The organism is Pseudomonas zanjanensis, from assembly GCF_014268745.2.
In the GTDB taxonomy this organism is placed as follows: domain Bacteria; phylum Pseudomonadota; class Gammaproteobacteria; order Pseudomonadales; family Pseudomonadaceae; genus Aquipseudomonas; species Aquipseudomonas zanjanensis.
Genome location: NZ_JABWRB020000001.1, coordinates 3,071,014 through 3,085,844, shown reverse-complemented (window position 1 = coordinate 3,085,844; position 14,831 = coordinate 3,071,014). Strand labels below are relative to the sequence as shown.

The following is a 14,831-nucleotide window of genomic DNA, read 5'->3' as shown; positions in this document are numbered from 1 at the left end:
GACCCTGTGGCGAGGGAGCTTGCTCCCGCTGGGCTGCGCAGCAGCCCCTGGATCAGGCAACGCAGTGTGTCAGGTTGAATGAGTTGCTTTTTTTAGGCCTGCTGCGCAGGCCAGCGGGAGCAAGCTCCCTCGCCACAAGGGTTCAGTGCTTGGCCTTTAGGCCATTGAGCTCGCAATACTCGGCCCACTCCATCCCCGCCATTTCCGCCACTTCCTTATGCACCTCCAGGCGCTGGGCCTGGTAGTCCTCGGGCGAGGCGGCGGTCAGTTGCAGGGTCAGTTCCCAGGCAAACAGCCCCAGGCGCTCGGCCTCGGCTTCGAACGCTTCATGCAAGCGCTCGGCGCGGTACTGCGTGGCGGTCTCGCCCTTGGCCTGGGCCAGCAGCGGGTTGAGGTGGTCCAGTTCGTGGCGCAGTTCGGGGCGCTCATCGAGAAACCGTTCCAAGGCTCGTTCGTGTTGCTGTTCGGTTGCCGCCATGGTCACTCCTTGGGGGACAGGGCGCGACAGAGTGCGTGAATCGGTGTTCGCTGTCGCGGGTAAATTTCAGTAAAGCAGCACGATGACTGGGGCCGCAGTGCTACAGTCCGTTTTTTTTCTCGATGAGTGAACGCAATGCGAATGTTGACCGTGGCCCTGGCCGCCACCTTGCTGGCCGGCTGCGCGGGTTCGGCGATGAATGAAGCCCGGACCCAGGCCCCTTACAAGACCCTGAGCTCGGACAAACCGGAACAGGTCGTGGCCCAGTGCGTGCAGTTTTCCTGGCAGGACGAGGCAGTATTCGGCGTTGATGCCGGCGCCTACCTGCAACCGGGCAAGAAGGGCGGCTCGACGGTCTATACCCGCTCCGCCGAATCGTTTGTCGATTTGCACGCCGGTGCGACGGGCACCGAGTTGAGTTATTACGCCAAGCATGACGACTTCGTGGCCAAGCGCCGGTTGGCGGCGTTGGCGACTTGTCTTTAAGCAATCCGAATTGAAAACCGGATCGAGTGTGGGAGCGGGCTTGCTCGCGAAAGCGGTTAATCATTCAACATTGTTGTCGACTGATTCTCCGCCTTCGCGAGCAAGCCCGCTCCCACAGGATCAGTATTTCAATGGGCCTGAGTCAGGCGCTTCTGAAGGAAAAAGTGCTGGTGGCCCGGCGGGTAGTCGTCGATCTGGCCGATTTCCGTGAAGCCGTGTTTGCGGTAGAACGCCGGCGCCTGGAAGTCGAAGGTGTCGAGCCAGATGCCCACGCAGTTTTTCTCCCGGGCCAATTCTTCGGCCATTTGCATCAGGGTCGAGCCGGTGCCCTGGCCCCGGGCCTGTTCCGGCACGACCAGCAATTCGATGTACAGCCAGCTAAAAAACACTCGGCCGTACAGCCCACCGACAATTTCCCCCTGTTCATCCCGCACCAGCCAAGCCACCAGTTCCGGCACCGTCCCGCCGGTCTTGGCGGTGTTATAGGCGCGTAGCGGCGCGAGGATGGCCTGGCGTTCTTCGTCGGTAGGTGTGTCCGTGCGTTCGATTCGTAGCGTCATCGGCGATGTCCTTATGCAGTCAAGATGAACCGCAGGAGCCTATCCCAAAGGCTGCCCTGACGTCATCCGGTTGACTTGAAACGGGCGAATTACCCAAACCCAGCCATACTGAAATGTCCTGAAACATCCACTCGTCAAAAAAAGTGGGAGCAAGGCTTGCCCGCGATGCACACATCTCGGTGTAACTGAAAAGCCGAGGCGATGCCATCGCGGGCAAGCCTTGCTCCCACAGGTGATACAGGACACTTGTGCTCTTGATGCGCTCCCCCGACTTTCTAAAACAAGAAGAGGCCGACTCATGAAGTTCGAATCCTTAGCCCGGACCCTCATCGCTACGTCATTGACCCTCGGTTGTTTATCGACGTACGCCGCCTCCCAGGCGCCAGTGGCCGCCGAAAACGGCATGGTGGTCACCGCCCAGCACCTGGCGACCCATGTCGGGGTCGATGTGCTCAAGAACGGCGGCAATGCCGTGGATGCGGCGGTGGCGGTGGGCTATGCCCTGGCGGTGGTGTATCCGGCGGCAGGCAACCTGGGCGGGGGCGGTTTCATGACCCTGCAACTGGCCGATGGCCGCAAGACGTTCCTGGATTTCCGCGAAAAAGCCCCCCTGGCCGCCACAGCGAACATGTACTTGGACAAGGACGGCAACGTCGTGCCCGAGCTCAGCACCCGCGGCCACTTGGCAGTGGGTGTGCCCGGCACCGTGTCCGGCATGGAACTGGCGTTGAGCAAGTACGGCAGCAAGCCCCGGGCGGAACTGATCGCGCCGGCCATCCAGTTCGCCGAGGAAGGCTTCACCCTGGAGCAGGGCGATGTCGATCTGCTGGAAACCGCCACCGAGGTGTTCAAGAAAGACATGCGTGACTCCGGTGCGATCTTCCTGCACAACGGCGAGCCCATGCAGGTCGGCCAGAAGCTGGTGCAAAAGGACCTCGCCAAGACCCTACGGGAAATTTCCGCCAAGGGTGCCGACGGTTTCTACAAGGGCTGGGTCGCCGATGCCCTGGTCACTTCCAGCCAGGCCAACAAAGGCATCATCACCCAGGCCGACCTGGACAAATACAAGACCCGCGAGCTGGCCCCGGTGGAGTGCGACTATCGCGGCTACCACATCATCTCGGCGCCGCCGCCCAGTTCCGGCGGAGTGGTGCTGTGCCAGATCATGAACATTCTCGACGGCTACCCGATGAAGGAGTTGGGGTTCCATTCGGCCCAGGGCATGCACTACCAGATCGAAGCCATGCGCCACGCCTACGTGGACCGCAACAGCTACCTGGGTGACCCGGACTTCGTGAAGAACCCCATCGACCATCTGCTGGATAAAAACTACGCCGCCAAGCTGCGGGCGGCGATCGAGCCGCAAAAGGCCGGCGACTCGCAGAAGATCAAGCCCGGCGTAGCACCCCATGAGGGCAGCAACACCACCCATTACTCCATCGTCGACAAGTGGGGCAACGCCGTTTCGGTCACCTACACCTTGAACGACTGGTTCGGCGCCGGTGTCATGGCCAGCAAGACCGGGGTGATCCTCAACGATGAGATGGACGACTTCACCGCCAAGGTCGGCGTGCCCAACATGTATGGCCTGGTGCAGGGCGAGGCCAACGCCATCGCGCCGGGCAAGGCGCCGTTGTCATCCATGAGCCCGACCATCGTCACCAAGGACGGCAAGACGGTCATGGTGGTGGGCACCCCGGGCGGCAGCCGCATCATCACCGCGACGTTGCTGACCATCCTCAACGTGATCGACTACGGCATGAACCTCCAGGAGGCGGTCGACGCGCCGCGTTTCCATCAACAGTGGATGCCGGAGGAAACCAACCTGGAGACCTTCGCGGCCAGCCCGGATACCCAGAAGTTGCTGGAAAGCTGGGGGCACAAGTTCGCCGGCCCGCAGGACCCCAACCACATTGCCGCGATCCTGGTGGGCGCGCCATCATTGGGCGGCAAGCCCGTGGGCAAGAACCGCTTCTATGGCGCCAACGATCCTCGTCGCAACACCGGGCTGTCGTTGGGTTATTGAGGGCGCGCGGCTCCGATACCGTCAGAAGAGGGAAATATGAACACCGCATTGCTGATCATCGATGTCCAGGAGGCGCTGTGCAGCGGCGAAGAAGAGTGCTTCGATCGCCAGCGCATCCTCCAGACCATCAACGACCTCAGTGCCAGGACCAGGGTTGTCGGCCGGACAGTGATCCTGATCCAGCATGAAGAACTGGAGGGCGCGCTAGCCTATGGCGCTGCCGGCTGGCAACTGACCGCCGACCTGTTGACCGCGGCGGATGACCTGCGGGTGCGCAAGACCACCCCCGATGCCTTCTACCAGACCGACCTGCAACCGTTGTTGCAAGCCCGGGGCATCGACCGCCTGGTGATCTGCGGGTTGCAAACCGATTGTTGCATCAATGCCACCGTGCGCCAGGCCCATGCCCTGGGGTACGACGTGGTCCTGGCGGCCGACGCTCACTCCACCGTGGACAACGGCAGCATGGCGGCCGAGCAGATCATCGCCAATCACAACAACCGGCTGGGGCGGCTGAGCAGCGCGGTGTCGCGGATCGATGTGGTGGCGGCGGCTGGCATTCGCTTATAGCCGATACCCATTGCTTGGGCTGCGGCAGGTTTGGGTTGGGGCACGCATTTGTGGCGAGGGAGCTTGCTCCCGCTGGGGTGCGAAGCGTCCCCCATGAAGCTGCCCACATCAACCTGACACACCGTGGCGCCTGGTCTTGGGGCCGCTGCGCAGCCCAGCGGGAGCAAGCTCCCTCGCCACAAAGGTCGTTGTTCATGGATCACGAGATCACCACGGCAGCGCGCGCACTGGCAGCGGGAGACCCCGTGGCCGCGCTCAATCGCATCGCCTTGCGCAACGATGCCCCAGCCCTCGCGCTTCGCGGCACCGCCATGGCGCAGTTGGGCGATCTGGCCAAGGCCCGGGCCCTGATGCGTCGGGCCGGCGCGGCCTTCGGGCCCCAGGAGGCGGTGGCACGGGCGCGTTGTGTGATCGCCGAAGGTGAAATCGCCCTGGCGTCCCGTGACCTGGCATGGCCGATGAAACGCCTCGATGCCGCGCGGGCGGTGCTCGAAACCCACGGCGACCGAGCGAACGTCGCCCATGCCCACACGATCGAGATCCGCCGCCTGCTGTTGATCGGTCGACTCGACGAGGCCGAGCTCAAACTCGTTGATCTGGATTTTGCCTGGCTGCCCTTGGCATCTCGGGCGACTTGCGAGTTGGTGGCCGCGGGGATCGCCATGCGACGCCTGCAAACGCAAACCGCCCGTGCCGCCCTCGAACGAGCCGGGCACGCCGCTCAGCAAGCAGGAATCGGTGCGCTGAGCGCCGAAATCGAAAGCGCCTGGCAATTACTGAGCACGCCCGCCGCGCGCCTGATTGCCCGGGGCGAAGAGCGCCTGCTCGTGCTGGAAGAGGTGCAAGCCCTGTTGGCCGGCGCGGCGCTGGTGGTGGACGCGTGCCGCTATGGAATCAGTGGCGCTGGCATTCAGGTCGACCTGGCTCGGCGCCCGGTGTTGTTCGCCCTGGCGCGGGCATTGGCGCACGCATGGCCCGGCGACGTGTCGAGGGCAGCGCTCATGGCCCAGGGCTTTGGCTTGAAGCTGACGGATGAGTCCCATCGCGCCCGGCTGCGGGTCGAGATGGGGCGGTTGCGGGCGATGCTTCGCCCGTTGGCGGAGGTGAAGGCCACCCCGCGCGGTTTTACCCTGGTGCCGCGGCTGGCTGACGAGGTCGTGGTGCTCGCGCGCCCCGTCGAGGAACCCTACGGCGCGGTGCTGGCGCTACTGGCCGATGGCGAAGCCTGGTCCTCGTCGGCTTTGGCGCTGGCCCTGGACATCAGCCAGCGCAGCGTGCAGCGAGCCCTGGAAACACTGGCCGCCGCCGGCAAGGCGCAGTCGTTCGGGCGCGCCAGGGCCCGGCGTTGGATGGCGCCGCCGATGCCTGGATTCGCGACGGTATTGTTACTCACGGCACTGCCATCCGATGGCTAGGATGCACTCAACCCCTACCGATGAGGCGAGTGAAATGAAACGTTCAGAGGCACAGATCCTGCGTGAATACGGCCCGTTCCCGGGCGTCGACTGCGTGCACGGCGTCAGCCATGATGGCGAGCGCGTCTGGTTCGCTTCAGGCGAGAAGCTGCACGCCCTCGACCCCGCCAGCGGCCAGACCGTGCATGCGCTTGATGTCCCGGCGAACGCGGGCACGGCGTTCGACGGTGAGCATTTGTTCCAGATCGCCGGTGACAGTATCCGCAAGATCGACCCGCGCACCGGCCAGGTCCTGGCCACGATTCCGGCCCCCAACAGCGGTGATGATTCCGGCCTGGCGTGGGCCGAAGGCTCGCTCTGGGTCGGTCAGTACAAGGCGCGCAAGATCCTGCAGATCGACCCCGCCGACGGCCGGGTCCTGCGCACCATCGAGTCCAACCGCTTCGTCACGGGCGTGACCTGGGTCGACGGCGAACTGTGGCATGGCACCTGGGAAAACGACGAGAGCGACTTGCGGCGCATCGATCCGCAAACGGCGCAAGTGCTGGAAAGCGTGACGATGCCTCCGGGGATCGGTGTGTCGGGGTTGGAATCCGATGGGGCCGACCGGTTTTTCTGTGGCGGCGGAGGCAGTGGCAAGGTGCGGGCGGTGCGTCGGCCTATATGAGCGCTGGCCGATTCGCCGTAGCCCTTGTGGCGAGGGAGCTTGCTCCCGCTCGACCGCGAAGCGGTCGCCAATGCCTTGGGCCTGCTTCGCAGTCCAGCGGGAGCAAGCTCCCTCGCCACCACAGCGTATGGTTCAGCGCTGGGAGTAATGTTTCACGGCGCGCCAAGCACCATCGTCCAATACACCCCCGCATCGCTGCGTGAATCGCGGGCGGAGGCGGCGCCCATTTGGGTGAACATCGGGTTCATCAGGTTGGCGCAATGTCCGGGGCTGGCGAGCCAATCGTTCAGGGCCTGGCTTGGTGAGCGTTGGCCGGCGGCGATGTTCTCGCCCAATTTACGTCCGCGAAAACCGGCGCTCTTGGCCCGATCGGAGGTGGAGCGTCCGTCCGGGTCGCGATGGGCGAAATAATTCTCCCGGGCCATCGACCGGCTGTGGCCTTGGGCCGCCGTGCCCAAGGCGGCGTTCCAGCTCAGCGGCCGAGTCGCCGCGAAGCGCTGGCGCCCGCACATCCGGGGCTTGGCCCTGGCGGCATTGACCTGGGCCAGCAGCGTCTTGTCCGACGCTCCCGCATCGCTCATCCGCGCGCCGCCCATGGGCTGCGCCAGCACGACGCGCCATTCATCACCGACCCGATTGACGCCGATATCGGCGTACTGGTTGTCCAGCAGCGCTGCGCAATGTTCATCGGCCAGCATTTCAAAGGCTTCTTCGGCGTCCCGCGCATCGGTCAGGCGAATGCTGCGCACGGCCTGGGCTTGATAGCCGGCGTCTTTCAAGGTGTCCCGCAGACCGCCGCGAAAACCGGTCGGCAAGCCCAGGCTCGAACGCAGCACCAACGGCTGCGCCGCCCGCACCGTGCGCCATTCACAACGGTGGGACTGGCTACGGAAGTCGTTGATGGCTTCCACCAGCTGCCTTTCGCCGCGGGCCTGGGCGGGGCTGGTGAATAGGGGAAACAGGGCAAGCAGGCACAGCGAAACGAAACGGCAAGAGCGAACAGGGTGGCGCATGGGGCGAACGGCTCAAGAAGGGGGAGTTGCGTTAGCGCCAGGCTTGGCGCCGATCAGTTGGAAAATTCGTCGCTGCAGGTCGGCGAGGTTTTCACGGCTGGGGTAGGACTGTGGGTTTGGGAACAAGTTTCCGCAGGGCGGAGACTTAATCTCAGCCTGCGCGAACCCATGACAGGGCGGGCGCCGGGGCATTGACCGAACACACCCTTGTGGCGAGGGAGCTTGCTCCCGCTGGCCTGCGAAGCAGGCCCAAGGCATTGGCGACCGCTTCGCGCTGGAACGCCAGCCCGGCCGAGCGGGAGCAAGCTCCCTCGCCACAAGGGTGGTCAGTCAGTTCAATTCGCTGTTCCAGCCACCGGCACCTTGGCCCGCTCAACCTTGCGATAGGTCAGCAACACGATGCCCGTGACCACAATCGCGCCGCCCAGGATCTGGCCCGGGTTGAGCATCTGGTCCAGCACCAGCCAACCGATCAGCAGCGTCGCCAGCGGTTCGATGTTCATCACCGGGGCGTTGCGCGGCATGTCCAGGCGGGGCACGGAAATGAACAGCACGATGAAGCCGGTGCCATAGAGCACCACCAAGGTCGCCAGGGCGAACCAGCCGGTGCTGCTGGCCGGCAGGTCGAAACCGCCGGGCAGGGCACCGGTCAGGCCGGCGAGGTTGACGCTGCTGAACACGATGAAAATCGTCAGCAGGCTGCGAACTGAACCGCGCACCTGGGACAACTTGTGATCAGTGATCCACAGCGCACAGGCGAACACACACGCGGCGCAGAAGGCCAGGCCCACCCCGAGCAGCCATTGCGGGCCAACGTCCTGCCCAGACGACAACCGCGCCGGCACTTCCAGCACGAACACCAGCCCCACCAGGATCATGCCCATCAACGCGGCGGTGCGCGCCGTCGGGCGAGGGCCACCCAACGCCCAGGTCAGCAAGGCCAGCAGGATCGGAAACACGTTGCCCACCAACAAGGCCAACGCCACCGGCACCCGCGCCACAGCGGAGTACAGGCACAGGCTCTGGGCGCCGATCAACAGCCCCAGGGTCAATTGCCAACGCCACGCACCGGGCGGCAAGCGCAGGCTTTGCCGTTGCCAGAGCACCATCGCCGCCAGCACCAGCAGCGTCCCGCCCGAACGCAGCAGGATCGCCAGCAACACCCCGGCACCGTCATCGAACGCGGCCCGGGCGGCGACGTGGTTGCCGGCGAAGGCGCAGCCCATACACAGCAGGACAAGTACGGCGAGGTGGCGGGGTAACGGTGTGGGGGTAGCAGGTGTAGCGGTGGAGCGGGTCATGGCAGGGTCTCAAAAAGTGAAGTGCTGAAGTCAGGCAGCGTGGATATTATTATTTATGTTGTCGTACAACTTATGGATTTGTACCCCATAAGGCTCGCAAGAGACAAGCGCCGAAACGCGCCGCGGTGTCTACGTTGGGCTGCCGAAGGCCTCTATCAGCGTGGGAATGAAAGGTTTGTTCCGGCGAACCTGCCTGAGTCTCGGAAAATGAAAGCGTTTGAGTTGATCTTGTACGATGTCCTACCAAAGAGTAAAACTGTCATCCCCGTCCAATAATAATTAACGGAGACGCACGATGGATGCTTCGCAATCTGCAACCGCCGCCGATCAAGGCCGCCGGGTCTTCCTGAAAAAATCCCTGGTGGTCTCGGCCGCCGCCGCTACCCTCGGCAACCTGCCGGGGCTCGCCCAGGCCGAGCCCTTGAGCCAGCGTTACCCGGACCCGCTGATCAACATCCTTGATCCCAGCTTCATGGACTTGCGCATCTTCAACGCCAGCGTGGAGAAACTCGCCAGCGGCCTGCGTTGGGCAGAAGGGCCGGTGTGGGTCGGTGACGGGCGTTACTTGCTGGTCAGTGACATCCCCAACAACCGCATCGTGCGCTGGGATGAAATTACCGGTGGCCTGTCGGTGTACCGGGAAAACTCCAATTTCTCCAACGGCATGTGTCGCGATCGCCAGGGGCGACTGCTGGTGTGCGAAGGCTCCACCACCGCCAGCGAAGGCCGGCGTATCACTCGCACCGAACACAACGGCACCCTCACCGTGCTGGCGGACAGTTTCGAGGGCAAGCCTTTCAACTCGCCCAACGACATCGTCTGCAAGCGGGACGGTTCGGTCTGGTTCACCGACCCACCGTTCCAGACCGGCAACAACTACGAAGGGCACAAAGTCACCCCGGTCCAACCCCACGCGGTGTACCGCATCGACGGCGAAACCAGCAAGGTCAGCCGGGTGATCGACGACCTGGCGGGGCCGAACGGGTTGTGTTTCTCCCCGGACGAGAAAACCCTCTATGTGGTCGAAGGCCGGGCCAAGCCCAACCGCTTGGTCTGGGCCATCGCGGTCAAGGCCGACGGCACCCTGGGCGAGCGGCGCAAGCACATCGAAGGCCTGGATTACGCGGCGATCGACGGCATCAAGTGCGATGAAAGCGGCAACCTCTGGTGCGGTTGGGGCGGCAATGGCGACCCCAAGGCCGACCTGGAAAAACTCGACGGCGTGCGGGTGTTCAACCCCGAAGGAAAGGCCATCGGGCACATCTCCCTGCCGGAGCGATGCCCTAACGTCTGCTTCGGCGGCCGGGAAGGCAATCGGTTGTTCATGGCCGGCAGCCACTCGTTGTATTCGCTGTTCGTGAATACCCGAGGGGCGACGTTTGCCTGATTGAAGCACCCATCTTCGATGGCGTGATGGTCTCTGTGGCGAGGGAGCTTGCTCCCGCTGGGGCGCGAAGCGGCCCCCAATGAAACTGATTGAATCAACCAGACACACCGCACTACCTGGTTGAGGGGCTGCTACGCAGCCCAGCGGGAGCAAGCTCCCTCGCCACAGACGTCTACTTTTTCTCAGGTGTTTTCTGATGGGCTCAGGACTGTCCGCAACTCCACAGCTCCACCGTCGGCTGGCCCGCCGTAGGCGGCCCCAACCAATGACTCATCGGCCGACAACCCCCGTCGAAACACAATTGATAATCACCGGCCTGGGGCGTGCGCCCCAGTTTCAGCGGTTGCAGGGGTGGCACCTGGCGCTGATAGTGCCAGCTGCCATTTCCCAGCCGGGCATCGTCGGGAATCTCCATGCCCGCGCCGTTGCCCTTGACCCTGGCCTCACCCAGGACCAGCCCCTGCTCACTGACGCGATAGTCTTCCTCCCAGCGGATCTTCTCGATGGTGTGGTCCCACGCCAGGGTGAAATCGGTCACGGCAAGCTGGGCCCAGACCACGCCGGACAGGCCCAGGCACAGCCCGATCACGCCAAGGCCCGTCCGCTACGTCGTGCGCGCCAAACATGCTGGAAGATCAGCAGCCCACCCAGCACGAAGCCAATCTCATCAGTCAGGGGCAGGGCAACCACCAGTAACGCGCCAGCGGCAAAGCACAACAGGCGTTCCCACACCGGCATTTTCTGTTGCATATAACCGGTGGATGCCATCCCCCAGAGCCCAATGGCCAACAACGTCTTGACCAGCATGTACGCGGTCATCCACAGGTTGTCGCCCTGGAGCATCAAGGCCGGGTTATAGACCGTCATGAACGGGATGACGAAACCGGCGAGGGCGATGCGCACCGCCCAGAAGCTGATCTTCAGGCCACTTTCCCGGGCAATGGGCGCGGCGGCGAAACACGCCAGTGCCACGGGCGGGGTCAGGTCGGCGAGGATGCCGAAATAGAACACGAACATGTGCGACACGATCAGCGGCACGCCCAGTTCCAGCAGGGCCGGCGCGGCGATGGAGCTGGTGATGATGTAGTTGGGAATGGTCGGGATGCCCATGCCCAGCACCAGGCAGGTGAGCATGGTCAGCAGCAGCGACAGGAACAGGTTGTCCTTGCCGATCGCCAGGATGTAGCCGGCGAAGGTGGACGCCACGCCCGTCAGCGACACCACGGCGATGATGGTGCCGACCAAGGCGCAGGCGATCCCCACCGGAACAGCGTGACGTGCGCCATCCACCAAGGCATGCAGGCAGATGACCAGGGTTTCCCGCGTGCCTTGAATGAACCAGCACGCCACCACCAGCAGGCCGATCACCGCGAACACGATACCGATGCCCAGCCGGAAGAAACCGACGCACAGAATGCCCAGCGCGACCCAGAAGGCGCAGCGCAAGGCGTAGTTGGAAACTTTGAGAATGATCGCCGAACCGAGAATCACGATGGCCGTCAGCGCCAGCCCGACCATGCCGGAGAACAGCGGCGTGCGTCCGGAAAACAGCAGATAGACCAGCACCCCCAGCGGGATCAGCAGGAACCAGCTCTCCTTGACCGCGCCCCAGGCGCTCGGGCATTGGTCCTTGGGCAGGCCCTTGAGGTCGGAGCGCTTGGCTTCCAAGTGAACCATCCAAAATACCGAGCCGAAATACAGGCACGCCGGTATCAGCGCGGCCTTGGCGATTTCCACGAACGGCACGTTGATGGTTTCGGCCATGATGAACGCCACCGCGCCCATCACGGGTGGCATGATCTGGCTGCCCATGCTCGACGTCGCTTCCACGCCGCCGGCAAACGCCGCCTTGTAGCCAAAGCGTTTCATCAGCGGAATGGTGAACTGCCCGGTCGTCACCACGTTGGCGATGCCCGAGCCGGTGATGGTGCCCATCAGCGCCGACGACACCACCGACACCTTCGCCGGACCGCCCAGCTTGTGACCGAACAGGCCCATGGCGAAATCGGTGAACAGCTTGATCATGCCGGCCTTTTCCAGGAAGGCGCCAAACAGGATGAACAGGAAAATGTAAGTGGCCGATACATAGGTCGGCGTGCCGTAGAGCCCTTCGGTGCCGAAGGACAGTTGATTGACGAGTTGATCGACGCCGTAGCCGCGATGGGCCAGGTCGCCTGGCAGGTGTTCGCCGAACAGGCCATAGGCCAGGAACAGGCCGCAGATGATCGGCAAGGCGATGCCCATCACCCGCCGCGCCGCCTCGAACACCAGCACGATCAACATGATGCCGATGACCATGTCGGCAGTCGTCAGGTCGCCGGAACGCTGGATCAGGTCGGCCTCGAACACCCATTGATAGAGCGCCGTTGCCATTCCCGCCAGGCCCAACGCCCAAGCCAGGGGTTGCCAGGGTCGTTGCTTGCCATGGGCGGGGTAGCTGAGGAACACCACCCACAGCAGAAAGCCCACATGCACCGCCCGCAGCACAATGCTGGAAACCGGTGAAAAGGCTGCCGTGATGATTTGAAAGATGGAAAACAGCAACGCCACGTAAAACAGCGTCTTGGGCCAGTCCCTCGGGTCCGTGGCGATGCCGTGCTGGTCTTCACTCATGAAATGCCTGCCTGTTGTCGACGTGCGGATGCGAAAGGCAATGCTGCAACGGCGACGCGCGCCGTTGCAGGCCAGGGGCTATAGCGCGCCCACTTCCTTGTAGTAGCGCTCGGCACCGGGGTGGAGCGCGATGGGCAGGTTTTTCGCGGCGTTTTTCAGGTTGATGTCCTTGGCCGCCGAATGGGAAGTGCCCAGGCGGGCGAGGTTGTCGAACAGCAGCTTGGTCATCTGGTAGGCCACTTCGTCCGGGACGTCCGCGCGGGTCACCAGGATATTGGTGATGGCCACGGTGGGCACGGCATCAGCCTGGCCATCGTAGGTGTTGGCGGGGATCATCGCGCTCTGGTAGGCCGGGTTGCCGATTTTCTCCACCACATCGGTGGGAATCGACACGTAATTCAACTTCATCGTCGACGCCAGGTCACGAATGGCCGCCATGCCCAGGCCGGAGGATTGCAGGGTGGCGTCCAGTTGCCGGTTCTTGATCAGGTCAACCGACTCGGCGAACGGCAGGTATTGGACCTTCATGTCGTTGTAGGTGAGGCCGGCCGCCTTGAAGATCGCCCGGGCGTTGAGCTCGGTGCCGGATTTCGCCGCGCCCACGGAAACGGTCTTGCCCTTGAGGTCCGCCAGGGTCTTGATCCCCGATTCCTCGCTGGCAACGATCTGGATGTAATTGGGGTACGCGCCGGCAATCGCCCGCAGCTTGGTCAGCGGTGCCTTGAAGCCGGCATCCTCCACGCCGTTTTTCGCGTCGGCCACCGAGTCGCCCAAGGCCAGGGCCAACTCACCGCGCCCGGCTTGCAGCAGGTTCAGGTTTTCCACCGACGCCTTGGTGGCCTGGACCGACGTCTTGGAACCTTCGATGCCGCTGCTGTAGATCTGTGAAAGCCCAACCCCGATCGGGTAATAAACCCCGCTGGTGCCCCCGGTCAGGATATTGATAAACACCGGGGGAGCCGCGTGAGCGGTGGTGGTGACCGCCAAGGCTGCCGCGGCGGCCAGGAGGGTGAAGCGCTTGTTGACTCGCATGGGAAACTCTCCGTCTTGTTATGGCTTTATGCAGAGTCCTTCCACTGTAGTTCAAACGGGGGCGGAGGCGAGTCGAGGCACCGTAAAGGCTTTTTGTGGCGAGGGAGCTTGCTCCCGCTGGGCTGCGTAGCAGCCCCTCGACCAGGCAGCGCGGAGTGTCAGGTTGATTGAGTCCTGCTTTGGGGCCGCTGCGCGCTCCAGCGGGAGCAAGCTCCCTCGCCACAGGTTCCCGGTCACGCCAGGGGCGCTGTACTGCCACGCACCGTCAACTCAAACGGCAACACCACATGCCGTTCGGCAATCGGCTTCTTCTCGATCAAGGCAATCAGCATCTGCACCGCCTTTTGACCAAACGCTTCGGCAGGCTGGGAAATGGTGGTCAGGGGCGGGTCGCAGTAGGCGGCGAATGGGATGTCGTCAAAGCCCACCAGGGAAATATCCTCGGGCACTCGCAGGCCCATGTGCTTGATGCGCCTGAGCGCGCCGATGGCCATTTCGTCGTTTTCACAGAACAGCGCGCTGGGGCGGTCGGCCAACGCCAGCATCGCGCCAGCGCCGTCGTCACCGGCCTTCAAGGTGAAGTCGCCATGGCAAATCAGGCTGGGGTCGACGGCGATGCCGGCCTGGCCCAGGGCATCCTGATATCCGGCCACGCGGTCCAGGGTCAGCGGGCTACTGCGCGGTCCCTTGATGATGCCGATGCGGCGGTGGCCGAGGCCGATCAGATGCTTGGTCATGGCCTGGGCGGCGGCGCGGTTGTCGAGGCTGATGGTCGGGTAGGGGGCCCCCTTGACCACTTCACAGGCGTTGACCAGCGGCAGGCTATCAGCGCCTGCGGGCATCGATGCGTAAGGATCGCTGGCGCGCAACTGGATCACCCCGTCCGCCTGGCGGGCATAGACCAGGGCGGCGAACTCTCGCTCGATCTCCACCCGGCCCTGGGTGTCGCACAGCAGCAATCGGTAACCCGCCGCCTGCGCGGCCTGCTGCGCGCCACTGATGACCCGGGCGAAAAACGTGTTGGCGATGGCCGGCACCAGGATCACCAGGTTGCCGGTGCGGCGGGAGCGAAACTGCACCGCCATCAGGTTGGGCCGGTAGCCGGCCTGTTCCACTGCTGCGTTGACCTTGTCCCGGGTCTCGGGAAGCACCCGCTCGGGGGATTTCAGCGTTCTGGACACCGTGGCCACTGAAACACCCGCCAGCCGGGCCACTTCACGAATGTTGGACAAAATCACCTCGGGGAACAGGGGGACGGTGGGGGAGCTTACCGCAGGTTGGGC

At 63.7% G+C, this 14,831-nt stretch carries 14 protein-coding genes; 6 read left to right on the top strand and 8 right to left on the bottom strand.

Translation table 11 applies throughout. The features are described from left to right. Positions 1 to 142: 142 nt before the first annotated feature. Complete coding sequence (locus HU715_RS12900; protein ID WP_186710191.1) at positions 143 to 478, bottom strand: DUF6388 family protein; 336 nt, start codon at positions 476 to 478, stop codon at positions 143 to 145. Positions 479 to 613: 135 nt separating this feature from the next. Here HU715_RS12900 and HU715_RS12895 point away from each other — a divergent pair, with 135 nt between their 5' ends. Beyond that, on the top strand, positions 614 to 964 hold the full coding sequence (locus HU715_RS12895; protein ID WP_186710193.1) for a hypothetical protein: 351 nt from the start codon (positions 614 to 616) through the stop codon (positions 962 to 964). A 128-nt stretch (positions 965 to 1,092) separates the two neighbouring features. Here the strand turns inward: HU715_RS12895 and HU715_RS12890 are convergent, their stop codons facing one another. Next, the gene (locus tag HU715_RS12890) at positions 1,093 to 1,524 is read right to left on the bottom strand and encodes a GNAT family N-acetyltransferase (RefSeq protein ID WP_186710195.1); all 432 of its coding nucleotides are present in this window, start codon (positions 1,522 to 1,524) and stop codon (positions 1,093 to 1,095) included. 298 nt (positions 1,525 to 1,822) lie between these two features. Here HU715_RS12890 and ggt point away from each other — a divergent pair, with 298 nt between their 5' ends. The 4 genes from ggt (at position 1,823) to HU715_RS12870 (ending at position 6,202) form a co-directional block, all read left to right on the top strand. Then, a complete protein-coding gene (ggt, locus tag HU715_RS12885; protein WP_186710197.1) occupies positions 1,823 to 3,550 on the top strand; it encodes a gamma-glutamyltransferase in 1,728 nt (575 codons plus the stop codon). A 36-nt stretch (positions 3,551 to 3,586) separates the two neighbouring features. Then, positions 3,587 to 4,120 (top strand): cysteine hydrolase family protein, encoded by a 534-nt coding sequence (locus HU715_RS12880; RefSeq protein ID WP_186710199.1) that lies wholly within the window; start codon positions 3,587 to 3,589, stop codon positions 4,118 to 4,120. Between the two features lie 194 nt (positions 4,121 to 4,314). Further along, complete coding sequence (locus tag HU715_RS12875) at positions 4,315 to 5,535, top strand: helix-turn-helix domain-containing protein (protein ID WP_186710201.1); 1,221 nt, start codon at positions 4,315 to 4,317, stop codon at positions 5,533 to 5,535. Between the two features lie 34 nt (positions 5,536 to 5,569). Next, positions 5,570 to 6,202: a Vgb family protein gene (locus HU715_RS12870; protein WP_186710202.1), complete on the top strand. Its 633-nt coding sequence runs from the start codon at positions 5,570 to 5,572 to the stop codon at positions 6,200 to 6,202. Between the two features lie 152 nt (positions 6,203 to 6,354). Here HU715_RS12870 and HU715_RS12865 read toward each other — a convergent pair whose 3' ends face one another. After that, on the bottom strand, positions 6,355 to 7,215 hold the full coding sequence (locus tag HU715_RS12865) for a CAP domain-containing protein (protein ID WP_186710203.1): 861 nt from the start codon (positions 7,213 to 7,215) through the stop codon (positions 6,355 to 6,357). A gap of 335 nt (positions 7,216 to 7,550) precedes the next feature. Continuing rightward, positions 7,551 to 8,516, bottom strand: coding sequence for an EamA family transporter (locus tag HU715_RS12860; RefSeq protein WP_186710204.1), 966 nt, complete (start codon positions 8,514 to 8,516; stop codon positions 7,551 to 7,553). 295 nt (positions 8,517 to 8,811) lie between these two features. Here HU715_RS12860 and HU715_RS12855 point away from each other — a divergent pair, with 295 nt between their 5' ends. Continuing rightward, a complete protein-coding gene (locus HU715_RS12855) occupies positions 8,812 to 9,903 on the top strand; it encodes an SMP-30/gluconolactonase/LRE family protein (protein ID WP_186710205.1) in 1,092 nt (363 codons plus the stop codon). A gap of 202 nt (positions 9,904 to 10,105) precedes the next feature. On the opposite strand, the gene HU715_RS12850 is transcribed toward HU715_RS12855, so the two are convergent. The 4 genes from HU715_RS12850 to HU715_RS12835 form a co-directional block, all read right to left on the bottom strand. Then, entirely contained in the window at positions 10,106 to 10,492 is a 387-nt protein-coding gene (locus HU715_RS12850) for a DUF1850 domain-containing protein (protein WP_186710209.1), read from the bottom strand. Next, positions 10,489 to 12,516, bottom strand: a complete 2,028-nt coding sequence (locus tag HU715_RS12845) for a TRAP transporter permease (RefSeq protein ID WP_186710211.1) — start codon at positions 12,514 to 12,516, stop codon at positions 10,489 to 10,491. The genes HU715_RS12850 and HU715_RS12845 overlap by 4 nt, the downstream gene beginning before the upstream one ends. 78 nt (positions 12,517 to 12,594) lie before the next feature. Further along, positions 12,595 to 13,548 (bottom strand): TAXI family TRAP transporter solute-binding subunit, encoded by a 954-nt coding sequence (locus HU715_RS12840; protein WP_186710213.1) that lies wholly within the window; start codon positions 13,546 to 13,548, stop codon positions 12,595 to 12,597. 233 nt (positions 13,549 to 13,781) lie between these two features. Beyond that, positions 13,782 to 14,780 (bottom strand): LacI family DNA-binding transcriptional regulator, encoded by a 999-nt coding sequence (locus HU715_RS12835; protein ID WP_186710215.1) that lies wholly within the window; start codon positions 14,778 to 14,780, stop codon positions 13,782 to 13,784. Positions 14,781 to 14,831 lie beyond the last annotated feature (51 nt).